This is a genomic window from Billgrantia lactosivorans (assembly GCF_003254665.1).
GTDB lineage: Bacteria > Pseudomonadota > Gammaproteobacteria > Pseudomonadales > Halomonadaceae > Halomonas > Halomonas lactosivorans.
The window spans coordinates 44,942-60,039 of record NZ_QHGY01000001.1; the positions used below are offsets into that span (position 1 = coordinate 44,942).

Genomic DNA, 15,098 nt, shown 5'->3' on the forward strand with positions numbered 1-15,098 from the left:
CGGCAATGAACGTTACCGTATTCGGAACCGGCTATGTTGGCCTGGTACAAGGGGCCGTGCTGGCCGACGTGGGCCACCATGTGGTGTGCGTGGATGTGGATGCCGCCAAGGTGGAACGCCTCAAGCAGGGCGACATCCCCATCTACGAGCCCGGCCTGGAACCCCTGGTAAAGGAAAGCTATGCCGCCGGCCGGCTGCAGTTCACCACCGATGCCGCCGCCGGTGTGAAGCACGGCCAGGTGCAGTTCATTGCCGTGGGCACCCCGCCGGACGAAGACGGCAGTGCCGATCTCAAGTACGTGCTGGCCGTGGCCGAGATCATCGCCCAGCACATGGAGCGCGACCAGGTCATCATCAACAAATCCACCGTGCCGGTAGGCACCGCCGACAAGGTAAGCAACAAGGTGGATCACGTGCTGGAAGCCCGTGGCCGCAAGGACCTGCGCTTCGATGTGGTCTCCAACCCCGAATTCCTGAAAGAGGGCAGCGCGGTAAGCGACTGCCAGCGGCCGGACCGCATCATCATCGGCACTTCCAGCAAGGTGGCGGAGGATATATTGCGCGAACTCTACGCGCCCTTCAGCCGTCAGCAGGACAAGATGATCGTGATGGACGTACGCAGCGCCGAGCTGACCAAGTACGCCGCCAACTGCATGCTGGCCACCAAGATCAGTTTCATGAACGAAATGGCCAACCTGGCCGAACGCCTGGGGGCGGATATCGAGATGGTGCGCCAGGGTATCGGCTCCGATCCGCGTATTGGCTACCACTTCATCTACCCCGGCGTGGGTTACGGCGGCTCCTGCTTCCCCAAGGACGTACAGGCGCTGATTCGCACCGCGAGCGACATCGACTTCGACGCCAAGGTGCTCAAGGCGGTAGAGGCCCGCAACGAGGAGCAGAAGACCACCCTGTTCCGCAAGATTCACAAGCACTACCAGGGCGACCTGGCCGGCAAGACCTTCGCCATCTGGGGCCTGGCCTTCAAGCCCAACACCGACGACATGCGCGAAGCCCCCAGCCGCGTGCTGATGGAAGCGCTGTGGGAAGCCGGCGCCAAGGTGCAGGCCTATGACCCGGAAGCCATGGAAGAAGCCCAGCGCCTCTACGGCAGCCGCGACGATCTCTCACTGTGTGGCACCAAGGAAGCTACCCTGCGAGGTGCCGACGCCATGGTGATCGTCACCGAATGGCAGAGTTTCCGCGCCCCGGATTTCGAACAGATCAAGCAGCAGCTCGCCGCACCGCTGATCTTCGATGGGCGCAACATGTTCGAGCCGAAGCGCATGGCGGTGAAGGGGTTTACGTACTATTCGGTGGGGCGATGAAAAATCTAACGAAGCTCTATAATCTACGGCTATAAACTTTATATGTTTCCACGGTTAAAAAAGCTCTACCAGCTTCTCACCGCTGAGCAGCGTAAGAAGCTCCTTGGCCTGCAGGTGCTGGTCGTGCTTATGGCATTTGCTGAAGTGGTAGGCGTGGCCGCCATCGGCCCCTTCATGGCTGTGGTGGGGGATGTCAGTCGTCTTGAAGGCGAGGGTATGCTCGCTCAGTTCTATCAAGCCAGCGGCTTGGCAACACCGCGCCAGTTCCTGTTTTGGCTTGGGGTGTCTGTGCTCGTTGTCCTTACGTTGGCAGCCATGATTTCCATGTATGCAACTTGGCGTCTCTCCCTTTATGCTCAGCAAGTCGGCGCAGAGCTCTCCACAAGGCTTTATCATCACTATATGCAGCAATCGTGGCTCTTTCATGCGAGCGGCACCAGCAGTCAACTGACGAATAAAATTTCCCAAGAGTCAGGTCGTATCACCAACAATATTATCCAGCCACTGATGCAGATGAATGCTAAGAGTGTTCTGGCTTTAGTAATGGCCATGGCAATTTTTCTTTTCAATCCATTGGTGGCGATTGCTGGACTATTGCTATTTGGACTCGCCTATATTGTTCTCTATCGTACAGTGCGCAAGCGCTTGGCACAGAATGGAAAGCTAATCTCTTATAGCAATCAGCTACGATTCAAGTTGATGAACGAGGGATTTGGTGGTGTCAAGGACACTCTCCTTCTCGGGCGCCAGGCGGATTTTAACCAGCGCTTTGAGACTATCACTCAGCAGTTTGGGTACGCCCGAGGCGTTACGCAGGGACTATCTCAGGTGCCGCGCTATGCCATGGAATTGATTGCTTTTGGCGCGGTCATCTTTCTTGTACTATACCTGCTTGCCGCATATGACGGCAATGTCGGCGATATTCTGCCCATTCTCTCGGTATACGCACTGGCCGGATTCAAGCTGCTGCCCGCCTTTCAGCAAATTTACACCAGCCTAGCACAAGTAAAGGGCAATATCGCGGCATTTGACAGCTTGGAAGAGGACCTGATTGCTAGCCAGAACGCAACGCGCGGCATACCTGCTGCTCAGGCCGGCAAGATTTCTCCTCGGCAGAGCATCATGCTGGAAAATATCCATTTCCGATACCCAGGGAAGAAAGAAAAGGCTCTGGACGGATTAACGCTGGTGATCCCGCGTAATAAGGTGATTGGTCTGGTCGGTGCCTCCGGATCTGGTAAATCGTCCGCTATTGACGTTTTGCTGGGCCTGATCACACCGCAAGAGGGAACGCTAAAGGTGGACGGAGAAGTACTCAGTGGTGAGAGATTGCGTGCATGGCAGAATAATGTCGGTTTCGTTCCACAAAGTATTTTTCTCGCGGATGCTACTATTCGCGAAAATATCGCCTTTGGATTACCTACAGAGGCAATAGATGATGAACGTATACTCAGTGCTGCCAATATGGCTCACTTGGAAGAGTTGTTGGAGCGGCTGCCGGATGGCTTGAATACTCGCGTAGGAGAGCGGGGTATCCAACTCTCAGGAGGCCAGCGCCAGCGAATTGGCATTGCCCGTGCCCTCTATGATGACGCCGAGGTCTTGGTGCTGGATGAAGCTACGAGCGCATTGGACGGGATCACAGAAAAGCTTGTAATGGACGCCATCCACGACTTCGCTGGTAAAAAAACCATTATTATGATCGCCCACCGCTTGGCCACTGTTAAACAGTGTGATGGCATCTATTTGTTGGATAACGGCAAGGTGGTGGATGAAGGCACATATAACGAACTAGCGACTGATAACGCTATCTTTCAGCGTATGGCAAAACACGCCTGAAGATTGTGAAAGGAATACTTTAATGTTTAATGAATCCTCGGTACTGGTGACAGGTGGTACTGGCTCATTCGGCCACACTTTCATACCCATGTTGCTTGAGCGCTACAATCCCAAGCGGGTGATCATCTTCTCACGGGACGAAATGAAGCAGTGGGAAATGGCCAAGAAATTTGAAGGTGATTCCCGCGTACGCTTCTTTATCGGTGATGTGCGTGATCGCGAGAGGGTTTATCGTGCGCTGGATGGTGTCGACTACGTGGTGCATGCCGCTGCCACCAAAATTGTGCCTACCGCCGAATACAACCCCTTCGAATGCGTCAAAACCAACGTCATCGGCGCGATGAATCTAATCGATGCGTGTATCGACAAAGGCGTCAAAAAAGTGGTGGCGCTCTCTACCGATAAGGCCAGCAGCCCAATCAATCTGTACGGCGCCACCAAGCTAACCTCTGACAAGCTGTTTGTGGCCGGTAACTCCTATGCCGGTGGGCATGATACTCGCTTTGCGGTGGTGCGCTATGGCAACGTGATGGGTTCGCGGGGATCGGTGATTCCTTTCTTCATGTCCGTTCGTGACAAGGGGGTGCTGCCTATCACAGACGAGCGCATGACGCGCTTCATGATCAGTCTGGAGCAAGGCGTAGAGCTGGTGTGGCACGCTTTTGAGGACATGGAAGGCGGCGAAATCTACGTCAAGAAAATCCCCTCCATGAAAGTCACCGACCTGGCGCGGGTCGTGGCTCCCGAGGCGAAGCAGGAAGTGGTCGGTATTCGCCCCGGCGAGAAGCTGCACGAGCAAATGATCGGCGCTGAGGACGCTTATTACACCTACGAGTATCCCGAACACTTCAAGATCCTTCCGGCAATCAACAGCTGGGACAAGGATGCCAACCGCATAAAGGATGGCAAGAAAGTGCCGGAAGGTTTCGTCTACGCCAGCGACAGTAACAGCGAGTGGATGAGCGACAGCGAGCTTCGAACATGGATCGAGGCCAATTGGGAAAAGATCGGAGCTATCTGATGATTCCCTATGGACGTCAGGATATCCAGCAGGCCGATATCGATGCCGTACTTGAGGTACTGCAGTCGGACTTTCTGACCCAGGGCCCGGTGGTGCCGCGCTTCGAGCGCGCCGTGGCCGATAAAGTAGGCGCTCGCTATGCACTGGCGGTCAACAGCGCCACCTCGGCGCTGCACATTGCCTGTCTGGCACTGGGCCTGGGGAAGGGCGACTGGCTCTGGACCTCTCCCATCACCTTTGTCGCCTCCGCCAACTGCGGGCTTTACTGTGGTGCCAAGGTGGATTTCGTGGATATCGACTCACGTACCTACAATCTCTGCCCCGAGGCGCTGGCAATCAAACTGGAACAAGCCGAGCGAGCAGGGCAACTGCCCAAGATAGTGGTGGCGGTGCACCTTTGCGGCCAACCCTGCGATATGCAGGCAATCCACGCGCTAAGCAAGCGCTACGGTTTCCGTATAATCGAGGATGCCTCCCACGCCATCGGTGGAAAGTATAAGGGTGAATACATCGGTGGCGGCCGCTACAGCGACATTACGGTATTCAGCTTCCATCCCGTAAAGATCATCACCACCGCCGAAGGCGGCATGGCGCTGACCAATGACGACTTGCTGGCAAATCGTATGGACCTGCTGCGCAGCCACGGCGTAACCCGCGATCCGGCGCTAATGACCCACGAGGCTGATGGCCCCTGGTACTACCAGCAGATCGAGCTTGGCTACAACTACCGCATGACCGAACTGCAGGCCGCGCTTGGACTTTCCCAGCTCGAACGGCTGGATGACTACGTGGCCCACCGTAACACTTTGGCCGAGCGCTACGATGCCGCTCTGGCCGAACTGCCGCTCACCACGCCTTGGCAACATTCGGACAGTTATTCTGGGCGCCACCTCTACGTGATTCGCCTCAAGCTCGAACAAATTGACGCGACTCACCGCCAAGTTTTCGAGCGATTGCGCGAACAGGATATCGGCGTCAATCTGCACTATATCCCCGTTCATACCCAGCCTTACTACCAGCAACTTGGCTGTCGGTCAGCTGATTGTCCCGAGGCGGAGCGGTACTATGCCGAAGCGATAAGCCTTCCACTCTATCCCACCATGAGCAACGAGCTACAGGCCGCAATCATCGCCATACTTAAAGATATTCTATGAACCAGAAACCAAAGAAAGTAGTCATTATTGGTACATATCCTGAACATGGATCCAGAAATATCGGCGATCAATTGATCACCACCTGCTTGACTGAAGTGATAGAGTCGCTTTGTGATGCAAAAATTGACGTCATATGGCGTGCCGATCAATGGACGAATGTACGCGAAAAAATTCTGAAAGCGGATCATGTCTTCTTTGCCTGTCTGGCTATTCGGCACCAAATGCATAATAAAGAATACCCGTATCTGAAACAGATTATTGAGAGCGGTATTCCATTTTCAGTGATAGCAGCCGGCACCAGTTTGCCAGTCCATGAACGTAGCCATCTGTTCTCTAATATTTCTAAAGATTCTTTGTCATTGTTGTTATCTATCAATGAGCGTGCGGCCGTGTTTACCACGCGCGGAGTGGTCACGCAAGAATTCTGTTACCATCATGGGCTTAAAGCGGCAAAGTTGGCTGGCGATGTTGCTTTCTACTCTAAGCAATATGCTAAGAGAGTTTTTATAGAAGGGAAGCGTATTAATACTATTGTTATTTCCGACCCGCATCATGCTTCGGCATACTTAGGTGCGTTTAGAAAATTGCATGCTAACCTTTCAAGCATGTTTCCAGAAGCTAGAATACTTGTCGCTCAGCATGGTGCCAGTGACGTAGTAGAGTCGTTCTGTCGAGAGCAGAATATCGAATGTGTCAAAATTTATGAGCACCGATACGATGGCTTAGGGATTTACGCTGAAGCAGATCTTCATGTCGGTTTTCGTGTTCATGGTCATGTGTCGGCATTGAAGCGGCGTGTCTATTCCTATCTATTGGAGCAGGATGGGCGTGGGTGTGATTATGGTTTGACGCTCGATAAGAGAATCAGCGTGCCCAACTATCTTATGTCCAATAAAATCACTTTGAACAACATAGCCAAGTCACTATTGAAACGCTCTTCGGGACAGGGTGCTATAGCCTCTACGGTGCCGGCTGATATCTTGACCAGTATGATTCGACAAGATCAAGTCAATGGGTTTGCCAAGTTTACTGGCTTAGAAGACCAGATCGAATCATTTAATAGTAATACTTACCGCTCCGTACAGACTGCACTCCTTGGAGCCTGAGCCGTCATGTCTGTTTGTCTCATCCCTGCCCGCGGTGGCAGCAAGCGAATTCCGCGCAAGAACATCCGCGCATTCGCCGGCAAGCCGATGATTGCCTGGTCGATCGAGGCCGCGTTGGCCAGCGGCTGCTTCGCCCGGGTACTAGTCTCTACCGATGATGACGAGATCGCGGCCGTGGCCCAAGCGCATGGCGCTGAGGTGCCTTTTTTCCGCCCAGCCATTCTCTCCGATGACCATACCGGCACGATTCCTGTCATTGCCCATGCTATCGACTGGCTGCGCGAACAAGGCGAGGCCCACGAGGCGGTTTGTTGCCTCTATGCCACGGCTCCCTTCGTGCAACCGGAGGACCTCCGCGCCGGTTACCAGGCACTGCAGAGCGGCCAGGAGGTCGACTATGCATTCTCGGTCACCAGCTACGCGTTTCCCATTCAGCGCGCGCTACGCCTGACGCCCCAGGGCCGCGTGGCCATGTTCCAGCCGCAACACTTTCACACACGTTCCCAGGATCTGGAAGAGGCGTGGCACGACGCCGGCCAGTTCTACTGGGGCAGAGCGGCCGCCTGGAGCGCCGGCACGCCTATCTTCAGCGAACGCGCCGTGCCGGTCGTGCTTCCACGTCACCGTGTTCAGGATATCGATACGCCCGAGGACTGGCAGCGTGCCGAATGGCTATTTAGGGCCTGGCAGGCACAGCCACAGGGCGGCACGGAATGACACCATCGCTTCACTCATTTAGTCTGCAGGGCCAGGTGGTCGCTTTTCGTAGCGATGCCTCGCTCGATATCGGAAGCGGCCACGTCATGCGCTGCCTGACCCTCGCCGATGCCCTGCATGCGCAAGGAGCCGAGTGTCATTTTATCTGCCGTGAGCATCCGGGGCATCTGTGTGACGCGATCGAGGCGCGCGGTTGTCCCGTCCACCGCCTGCCGCAGCGAGATAACGACCCTGAACTCGACGCTTCCTCATCAAGACTCGTTCATGCCCCTTGGCTGGGCACGAGTTGGGAGCAGGATGCCGCGAGCTGCCATGGCGTGCTGAAAGACCTGGCGCCCGACTGGCTGGTGGTGGATCACTACGCGCTGGATAGCCGCTGGGAAAAGGCCGTGAGCGAGAACCTCCCCGGATCGGCACCGCATTTACTTGTTATCGATGACTTGGCGGATCGTCAACACACTGCCGATTTGTTGCTCGATCAAAACTTGGGCCGTCAGGTTCTGGACTATCGCAGCTTGGTGCCTGGGCACTGCCGAGTACTCGCCGGCCCCCGTTACGCCCTGTTGCGCCCAGAGTTCGCACGGTGGCGTGAGACGAGCCTGGCCCGAAGGGCCAGTGAACCCCAACTGCAACGGCTACTGATCAGCCTCGGCGGTGTCGATAAGGATAATGTTACCGGACAAGTGCTCGACGCCCTGAAATCTTGCGTCTTGCCACAGGATCTCGAGATTACGGTCGTAATGGGGGCCACTGCACCCTGGCGGCAAAGTGTGGTTGCCCAGGCCAAGCAAATGCCATGGTTAACCGAGGTCGTGGTCAATGTCGATGACATGGCACGGCGCATGGCCGCGGCGGACCTCGCCATCGGTGCCGCAGGCAGCACGTCTTGGGAGCGCTGCTGCCTTGGGCTTCCGGCACTAATGCTGGTACTTGCCGATAACCAGCGCGAAATCGCCCTGCAACTAGAGAGGAGAGGTGCGTCGGCCACAATCGTTCATGAAGACCTGGTCCACTCCCTGGCGTCGCAGTTGGCTGCACGCGCTGCCCCCCCGGCACTGGCAAGCATGAGTGAGCGGGCTGCCAGTCTGGTAGACGGCCGTGGTGTTACCCGGCTATTGGCGACTATGCGGAATACCGGCAAGATAACGACACCATGACCCCACCTGAGAAATGCCTGCGCCCGATGATCAGCACCGACCTCGAACGCGTGCTGGCATGGCGTAACCATCCCGACGTGCGGCGTCACATGTACACCCAACGCCTGATCACCCTGGAAGAACATAAAGCCTGGTTCGAGCGAGCTAGCCACGATAGTCGGCGACACTTGCGGATTTATGAGCAGGCCTCGATACCGCAGGGATACGTCAACCTCAAAGTAGTGGATGAAAACGCCGGTCGCGCCGACTGGGGATTCTACCTCGCCCCGGGGGCGCCTCCCGGCAGCGGGCAAGGCCTGGGCCAGTGCACTTTGGCCTACGCGTTCCATACGCTGGGGCTTCATAAGCTCTGCAGTGAAGTGTTGGCCGAAAATAACCGTTCGCTGCGCTTTCATGAGCGCCTGGGATTTCGCCGTGAAGCAACGTTGCGCGACCATTTCTTCGATGGAAACGACTACCATGACGTGATCGGTTTTGGACTACTGGCCGAAGAGTGGCGCCACCTACAAGGAGCAGATCCCGTATGACACAGCCTTGGATAGAAATTGACGGCCGCCGTATTGATGAGAGCCACGCACCCTATGTGATCGCCGAACTCTCCGCCAATCATAACGGCAAACTCGAGACGGCAAAGCGGATCATCGAAGAAGCTAAGAAAGCTGGCGCCGATGCCGTCAAGTTGCAGACCTATCGCCCTGATACCATCACTTTGGATTGTGATACCGAAGACTTCAAGATCCACGGTGGCTTATGGGATGGGCGTACACTCTACGAACTCTATGAAGAAGCCCATATGCCCTGGGAGTGGCACCAGCCGCTCTTTGAGCACGCTCGCAAGATCGGAATCACGATCTTTAGCTCCCCCTTCGATTCCACTGCCGTGGATCTGCTTGAAGAGTTGGGGGCGCCTGCCTACAAGATTGCCTCGTTCGAAGCGGTCGACCTACCGTTGATCGAGTACGTAGCCAAAACCGGAAAGCCGATGATCATCTCTACCGGTATGGCCGACGCCGACGAAATCCAGGAAGCCATCGACGCCGCTCGTGGTGCTGGCTGTGAGCAACTGGCGATTCTGCATTGCGTTAGCGGCTATCCCGCGCCCCCAGAAGACTACAATCTGTATACCATTCCGGACATGCTTGAACGCTTTGGCCTGGTCACTGGTCTCTCCGACCATACCATCGATAACACCACCGCGATAACTAGCGTCGCACTCGGTGCAAGTTTGATTGAAAAACACTTCACACTAGACCGCAACGGCGGTGGGCCCGACGATAGCTTTTCGCTGGAGCCCGCAGAACTTGCGGCCCTATGTCGAGATGCCAAAACGGCTTGGCACGCATTGGGCAAGGTCAACTATGGCCGCAAGTCGAGTGAGATGGGCAATGTTCAGTTCCGTCGTTCTTTGTACTTTGTGAAGGACCTGAAGTCCGGGGAGACGATCACCAAAACTGCGGTAAGGAGTGTCAGGCCGGGTTACGGTTTGGCGCCAAAGAACCTATCCCGAGTTATTGGGTGTAGAGTTGCAAAGGATGTCTACGCTAATACAGCTGTAACGGAAGACGTTCTGTGTTGAGATGGTATAAAAATATTCGAGACATACTGGCCAGAGAACCAGAAAATTGGTTGGCTTACTTGCATGGTCAGCAACTAAGAAATCTCCCTCATCTAACACGAAAAAAACCTAAATTCAGGGGGGCGCTGCTGCAGTTAATGAAGTTCTTTTATTTTCAGTTTCGTAATTTATCTATATTCCCGTACGGTAGAAAGCACCAGTCTGTGGATTTCTTCTTTTTTGCAGGATCGTCAAACCAAATGAACTCATTAGATTCGACAATCGACATGTTGAAGAATCGAGGTGAGTCGGTCCTTGCTATCGCAGATAAAGAGCGGATTCACACTCTTGAACTTAAGCGTCGATATGTTGCTTTTTCGTTAATTTATTCTGACATATTTAGATCCTCTTTGCTTCTTTTGGTAAGGTTGTATGCTCTTTTTCGCCTTCTTAATAAAAACTATGTTGGTAATAAAGATGTCTGCATGGCACATTTTTTCAATACATATATTTATCTTTCCTACTTTTACCGTGTTTTAACTGAGGTACAGCCTAAATATGTTGTGACGGCAAATGACCACAGTGCAGCAAATAGAAGCTTGCTTGCTGTTGCACATAAGCTAGGAATCAAAACTGTTTATCTACAACATGCGTCGGTAAGTAACTTATTCCCTGCTCTGCGTGTAAACTATGCATTTCTTGACGGTTTGCACTCTTTAAATACATACCGCGAATGTGAAAATAATCAACCGAGTACGACTCGAGAGGCACCAGTTCCTGTAGTTATACTTAGTGGCCAAAAAAAACAATTGCAGTGTGCTGGACGCACTGAAAAGAAACTTGTTGGGCTGGCTCTTAATAGATTAGATGACTATTCTTCTGTTATAGAATTGGTTAATTCATTGATAAATTTTGGATGCAATGTCTGTGTGCGTTGGCACCCTGGGCAACATGAGCGAGATGTTCAGCAATTAATTAAATATTTAGAATATAACTCGATGGCTACATTTAGTGATCCAAAAACGGATTCGCTCTCTGCTTTTCTAGAACGAATTAGGTGGCTAGTTGCCGGGAATAGCAGTATACATCTTGAAGCTGCATTGGCTAATGTAATACCAATATATTACGAAATAACACCACCTGACTCACATGATTATTACGGTTATGTAAAGCATGGCTTGGCTAAGTTTGCTAAATCTTATGAAGATATTTTGGATTGTGTGTTGGAGACTAAAAGTTGCCATAGACCAGAGATAAATGCTATCAGGTATTATAGCTCAACGTACTTGACAAATTGGGACGGTAGAGAGGGGGAGCTGGTGGCGGATTGTCTCATATGCTTAATTAATGGGGAAAAGCTTCCTGTTCCGACATATGGTTTATAATTCGTCAAGAATAAGAAGTTAAGCTGTATTGATTTCTCGTTTTTTGCCTCTGTTAATGATAGTCTTTTTGTGCTTGTCAAAGCAGCGTTGACCCAAAACCGTGCTGAAAATTGTTAGGAAAATGATTAATATTAATATTTTTGACGAAGGCAGTTAATTTATGGCGAAGCCTCGTATACTTGCTCTATTTCCCTCATATCATTCAAGTGATTACAGGGGATCCGTAGGTGGCGGAGAAATTTCTAACCGTATTTTAATGGAGGGATTGGTTAATCGTGGATGGGCGGTAGACGTTCTAACCATGAACCACGATAAAAACGGAAGTTTTCATGGTGTTGAAGTAATTTCTCCTGAGATTAACAGAAATGGGATGTTGGCTAAAATTAGGTCCTATCAAGATTATAAGCAGGTGTGTCAGGATTATTCGAAAAAAAACAAATCTGATCTAGTGCTTTGTGCCACTTCTGCATTTTATCTTGCACGAAAAATCGCTAATCAGCATAAGGTAAAACTTGGCCTTTTTGTTCGTGCTTACGAAAATTTTAGTATGTTTTTGGATAAAAAGCAGAGGTTGAAAAATATTATAAAATCCGTTTATTCGGATAGTAATTACGTGGGAGAAAATAAACTGGCTGACTTTTTCATATATAATAGCTTGTTCATGAAGGATAAGCTATCCCCTTTTGCTTATGCTGCTTCAGCACATGTGATATATCCTCCTTTAAACATAATAAAAAAAAATAAGAAAGTTGGGAAAATTAGAAAAGTCCACATGGTCGGTATGTCCTATGACAAAGGTTTTTCTACATTTTCCGAGTTGTCACAATATTTCCCAGAAATTGATTTTGTAGCTTTCGGAAAAAGTAGCAAGTATTCGAAAGCCACTAGGCTTGGGTCAAACCTATACTATGGAGGTTGGTGTTCCGTCGATGAGCTGTTCAATCCAGCAGACGTATTTTTAGTGCCTTCTACTTGGGAAGAACCATTTGGAAGGGTGGCTATAGAAGCCTTGTCAAACGGGTGCATAGTTGTTGTGTCTAATAAAGGAGGACTGCCGGAAACGGTAGATAACAACGTACAATTGATTGTTGACTCAGATTCAGCTGTCGCTTGGAAGGATAAACTTCATGATATAATAGATAATGCTGAATATTATTCTTTCCTATGCAGGGAGATGTCAGGCCTTGTTGAAAAATATTCAGTGGAAAGACAGCTTGATAAGCTTGAGTCTATTGTTAAAGAAAATGTTATATCGCATGGATAGAATTAAGAGTATTTTTACCTGATATGAAAATATTGTTGGTTCTTACTAGCTTGGAAATGGGTGGGGCGGAACGTGTCGTTATCGATTTGGCGGATCACCTCGTTTATGTGGGGCATGAAGTCAAAATAGTTTATTTGGTTGATATAAGAAAAATTATGCCGAGAAGGGAGGAGGTGGAGCTAATCTGCTTGGGTATGAACAAAAACCCCTTGTCTTTTATGCTGGCTTTATTTCGACTTCGGCGAGTTGTGTGCATGTGGGGTCCTGATGTAGTCCATTGTCATCAATTCCATGCCATTTTTTTGTCGCGTATGCTTAGGCTATTTGCGCCTGTGCCAAAGCTCGTTTCTAGTGCTCACAATACTGTTGATGGGGGGAGGTTTCGTAGAATAATTTATAAACTTTCCGACCGGTTATCAGATGTTAATACGAATGTCTCGTGCGAGGCAGTTGATAATTTTTTAAAATTTGGTTGTTTTTCACGCCAAAAAACATTGGTTATGCACAACAGTATTGATGTTGAGAGGTTTGCTTTTTCTCCCTCTGAAAGAGAAAAGCTGCGTAGATTCTATAATATTGATAATGATACTGTATTGTTTCTGGCTGTAGGTCGTTTGCACACGCAGAAGGATTACCCAAGCCTTTTACAGGCTTTTAATAAAGTTCTGAAAGCTAACAAAAGTTCAGTTTTGTTTATTGTTGGTGATGGCCCGTTAGAAAAGGAAATAAAATCCCTTGCCGATAATTTTAATTTGTCCCAAAAAGTTTGCTTTTTGGGGCTGCGAGCTGATATTCCTTCTTTAATGTCTGCATGTGATGTTTTCGTTTTATCATCAGCTTGGGAAGGGTTTGGCTTGGTTGTGGCTGAGGCAATGGCTTGCGAAAGGCTAGTGGTTGCAACTAATAGCGGCGGTGTTAAGGAGGTTCTTGGTGACTCTGGTTACTTGGTGCCACCCCGGCAGCCGTCCGCTCTTTCTGAAGCTATGTTGAAGGCTTCGACCCTTAATCCAAATGATCGAGGAGAATTAGGGCGGCGCGCTAGATTACGCGTAGTCGAATTTTATTCATCCGAGGCTTTGTCTGAGAAATGGATCGAAATATATCAACGTGTGATTAATTAATTGTTTTACTGCCTGGGATCTAATGATATGGAGAATGGGAGGTTTGTTGGGATCAATATGGTGCGACATACTTTAGTTGTTTCATCATATGTTTTGACTTCTACATTGTTCGTTCAGATTGTGTTGCTTGGCATCATCTTCCCTAACTGGGGTGATGGAAACGGCTTGATTCCGGGTCAAGATGTTACCCGTTTCCATCAGGTTGCGGTTGAACAGGCCGAAGCCATTACACTTATCGGTTGGTCCGCCTGGGAGTTGCGACCCAATGGCTGGGGGATCTCCGGGCTGATGTCTGCCTGGTATGTACTTACGTTGCCGCAGCCCTGGGTACTGGCGCCAATACAGGCATTGCTATATGGCGTAAGCGTGGCGCTTCTTGCCAAGCTCATACTCGCTGCTACCGATAACCGCCGCTTTACCCTGCTGGCAGTTCTACCGGTAGTGTTGCTGCCATCCGCCGCGATTATATATGCTCAGCCCCACCGTGATCTATACATAATGTTTGGCCTGCTTTTGGCTATTTATGGTTGGTGGTTATTGTTACGTATGCAACAGGCTCCACTTGGTCAAGCCTTGCAATTGGCAACCGGAGGAGTAGGACTGATAGCCTCTGGTTTCATTGTTTCTTGGGTAGTGAGAGAATTCTCAGCCGAGATTTTCCAGGGGCTGGGTGCGCTGTTCGTATTGCTATTGAGTATTTGTTCTTACCGAAGCCTGCGCCAGTCGCCCAAGTATGTGATATGTGCCGTAGCAAGCCCGCTGGTCGCGCTGCTGCTACTGTTGGCGATGGCCTCGTTTCATTCCGGTGATTTCTTTACTGGCGAACTTGAAGCTTCGCCCGAGAGCGCTGGGCTACAAGTTCAACCGCTGGAACAGGAGGAGCATTGGCGTTCATCTTCCTGGTTGCCCTCCAGGTTAGACGATACCCTTCGGCGGTTGGCGGGGGCGCGGGATCACTTCATCCGTGGTTATAGTCACGGCCGCACCGCGATCGATACCGATGTACATTACCGAGACGTGCTAGATGTGCTGGCTTATACGCCACGGGCGGTGCAGATCGGGCTGTTCTCTCCATTTCCTAATCAATGGTTACCCCATCCCGAAGCGGAGCCGGTGCGTAATGCCTACCGTGTTCTGGCCGGTGCGGAAATGGCGCTGCTTTACCTGGTGCTGCCGTTCCTGCTCTATGCCGGCTGGTGCTGGTGGCGGCGCCCGGCATTCTGGGTGCTGTTGATGCCTGCCCTGGCCTGGGTAATGGTCTACGCCTACACGGTGCCAGTGGTAGGCTCCCTTGTGCGTTATCGCTTTCCCGGTTACATCATCCTGGTGGCGCTGGCCCTGGCCGGGCTGGGGCAGGCGGTGGTTCACTGGCGTTCGGCCAGGCGCCGCCGGCTGACGGCTCAGCCTTGAGCGCTAAAGTTTTTCGAATGAATGCCGCTATGGCGGGTGGA

Annotated in this window: 13 protein-coding genes; all 13 read left to right on the plus strand. The window is 51.4% G+C overall.

Features of this window, described 5'->3' with window-relative positions; translation table 11 throughout:
• The first annotated feature begins 5 nt into the window (after nucleotides 1–5).
• The 13 genes from DIS04_RS00200 (at nucleotide 6) to DIS04_RS20345 (ending at nucleotide 15,057) form a co-directional block, all read left to right on the plus strand.
• The gene (locus DIS04_RS00200; protein WP_111411710.1) at nucleotides 6–1,328 is read left to right on the plus strand and encodes a UDP-glucose dehydrogenase family protein; all 1,323 of its coding nucleotides are present in this window, start codon (nucleotides 6–8) and stop codon (nucleotides 1,326–1,328) included.
• 42 nt (nucleotides 1,329–1,370) lie between these two features.
• Nucleotides 1,371–3,167, plus strand: a complete 1,797-nt coding sequence (locus DIS04_RS00205) for an ABC transporter ATP-binding protein (protein WP_111411711.1) — start codon at nucleotides 1,371–1,373, stop codon at nucleotides 3,165–3,167.
• Between the two features lie 22 nt (nucleotides 3,168–3,189).
• Complete coding sequence (gene pseB, locus DIS04_RS00210; protein WP_111411712.1) at nucleotides 3,190–4,188, plus strand: UDP-N-acetylglucosamine 4,6-dehydratase (inverting); 999 nt, start codon at nucleotides 3,190–3,192, stop codon at nucleotides 4,186–4,188.
• Entirely contained in the window at nucleotides 4,188–5,342 is a 1,155-nt protein-coding gene (pseC, locus tag DIS04_RS00215) for a UDP-4-amino-4,6-dideoxy-N-acetyl-beta-L-altrosamine transaminase (protein ID WP_111411713.1), read from the plus strand. The genes pseB and pseC overlap by 1 nt, the downstream gene beginning before the upstream one ends.
• Entirely contained in the window at nucleotides 5,339–6,448 is a 1,110-nt protein-coding gene (locus DIS04_RS00220; RefSeq protein WP_111411714.1) for a polysaccharide pyruvyl transferase family protein, read from the plus strand. Before pseC ends, DIS04_RS00220 begins: the two co-directional genes overlap by 4 nt.
• 6 nt (nucleotides 6,449–6,454) lie before the next feature.
• Nucleotides 6,455–7,165, plus strand: a complete 711-nt coding sequence (pseF, locus tag DIS04_RS00225) for a pseudaminic acid cytidylyltransferase (protein ID WP_111411715.1) — start codon at nucleotides 6,455–6,457, stop codon at nucleotides 7,163–7,165.
• Nucleotides 7,162–8,322: a UDP-2,4-diacetamido-2,4,6-trideoxy-beta-L-altropyranose hydrolase gene (pseG, locus tag DIS04_RS00230; RefSeq protein WP_111411716.1), complete on the plus strand. Its 1,161-nt coding sequence runs from the start codon at nucleotides 7,162–7,164 to the stop codon at nucleotides 8,320–8,322. Before pseF ends, pseG begins: the two co-directional genes overlap by 4 nt.
• Nucleotides 8,319–8,849 (plus strand): UDP-4-amino-4,6-dideoxy-N-acetyl-beta-L-altrosamine N-acetyltransferase, encoded by a 531-nt coding sequence (gene pseH, locus DIS04_RS00235; RefSeq protein ID WP_218938112.1) that lies wholly within the window; start codon nucleotides 8,319–8,321, stop codon nucleotides 8,847–8,849. The genes pseG and pseH overlap by 4 nt, the downstream gene beginning before the upstream one ends.
• Nucleotides 8,846–9,898, plus strand: coding sequence for a pseudaminic acid synthase (gene pseI / locus DIS04_RS00240; protein ID WP_111411718.1), 1,053 nt, complete (start codon nucleotides 8,846–8,848; stop codon nucleotides 9,896–9,898). Before pseH ends, pseI begins: the two co-directional genes overlap by 4 nt.
• A gap of 266 nt (nucleotides 9,899–10,164) precedes the next feature.
• On the plus strand, nucleotides 10,165–11,262 hold the full coding sequence (locus DIS04_RS20340; protein WP_162622986.1) for a hypothetical protein: 1,098 nt from the start codon (nucleotides 10,165–10,167) through the stop codon (nucleotides 11,260–11,262).
• 301 nt (nucleotides 11,263–11,563) lie between these two features.
• Nucleotides 11,564–12,526, plus strand: a complete 963-nt coding sequence (locus DIS04_RS00245) for a glycosyltransferase family 4 protein (protein ID WP_162622987.1) — start codon at nucleotides 11,564–11,566, stop codon at nucleotides 12,524–12,526.
• Nucleotides 12,527–12,549: 23 nt separating this feature from the next.
• Nucleotides 12,550–13,647 (plus strand): glycosyltransferase, encoded by a 1,098-nt coding sequence (locus DIS04_RS00250; RefSeq protein WP_111411720.1) that lies wholly within the window; start codon nucleotides 12,550–12,552, stop codon nucleotides 13,645–13,647.
• A gap of 57 nt (nucleotides 13,648–13,704) precedes the next feature.
• A complete protein-coding gene (locus DIS04_RS20345) occupies nucleotides 13,705–15,057 on the plus strand; it encodes a hypothetical protein (protein ID WP_162622988.1) in 1,353 nt (450 codons plus the stop codon).
• Nucleotides 15,058–15,098: the final 41 nt, after the last annotated feature.

What these genes read in the sequence shown, in the direction of transcription:
- DIS04_RS00200 (WP_111411710.1), top strand. Translation starts at nt 6, where the DNA reads ATGAACGTTACCGTATTCGGAACCGGCTATGTTGGCCTGGTACAAGGG.
- DIS04_RS00205 (WP_111411711.1), top strand. Translation starts at nt 1,371, where the DNA reads ATGTTTCCACGGTTAAAAAAGCTCTACCAGCTTCTCACCGCTGAGCAG.
- pseB (WP_111411712.1), top strand. Translation starts at nt 3,190, where the DNA reads ATGTTTAATGAATCCTCGGTACTGGTGACAGGTGGTACTGGCTCATTC.
- pseC (WP_111411713.1), top strand. Translation starts at nt 4,188, where the DNA reads ATGATTCCCTATGGACGTCAGGATATCCAGCAGGCCGATATCGATGCC.
- DIS04_RS00220 (WP_111411714.1), top strand. Translation starts at nt 5,339, where the DNA reads ATGAACCAGAAACCAAAGAAAGTAGTCATTATTGGTACATATCCTGAA.
- pseF (WP_111411715.1), top strand. Translation starts at nt 6,455, where the DNA reads ATGTCTGTTTGTCTCATCCCTGCCCGCGGTGGCAGCAAGCGAATTCCG.
- pseG (WP_111411716.1), top strand. Translation starts at nt 7,162, where the DNA reads ATGACACCATCGCTTCACTCATTTAGTCTGCAGGGCCAGGTGGTCGCT.
- pseH (WP_218938112.1), top strand. Translation starts at nt 8,319, where the DNA reads ATGACCCCACCTGAGAAATGCCTGCGCCCGATGATCAGCACCGACCTC.
- pseI (WP_111411718.1), top strand. Translation starts at nt 8,846, where the DNA reads ATGACACAGCCTTGGATAGAAATTGACGGCCGCCGTATTGATGAGAGC.
- DIS04_RS20340 (WP_162622986.1), top strand. Translation starts at nt 10,165, where the DNA reads ATGTTGAAGAATCGAGGTGAGTCGGTCCTTGCTATCGCAGATAAAGAG.
- DIS04_RS00245 (WP_162622987.1), top strand. Translation starts at nt 11,564, where the DNA reads ATGAACCACGATAAAAACGGAAGTTTTCATGGTGTTGAAGTAATTTCT.
- DIS04_RS00250 (WP_111411720.1), top strand. Translation starts at nt 12,550, where the DNA reads ATGAAAATATTGTTGGTTCTTACTAGCTTGGAAATGGGTGGGGCGGAA.
- DIS04_RS20345 (WP_162622988.1), top strand. Translation starts at nt 13,705, where the DNA reads ATGGTGCGACATACTTTAGTTGTTTCATCATATGTTTTGACTTCTACA.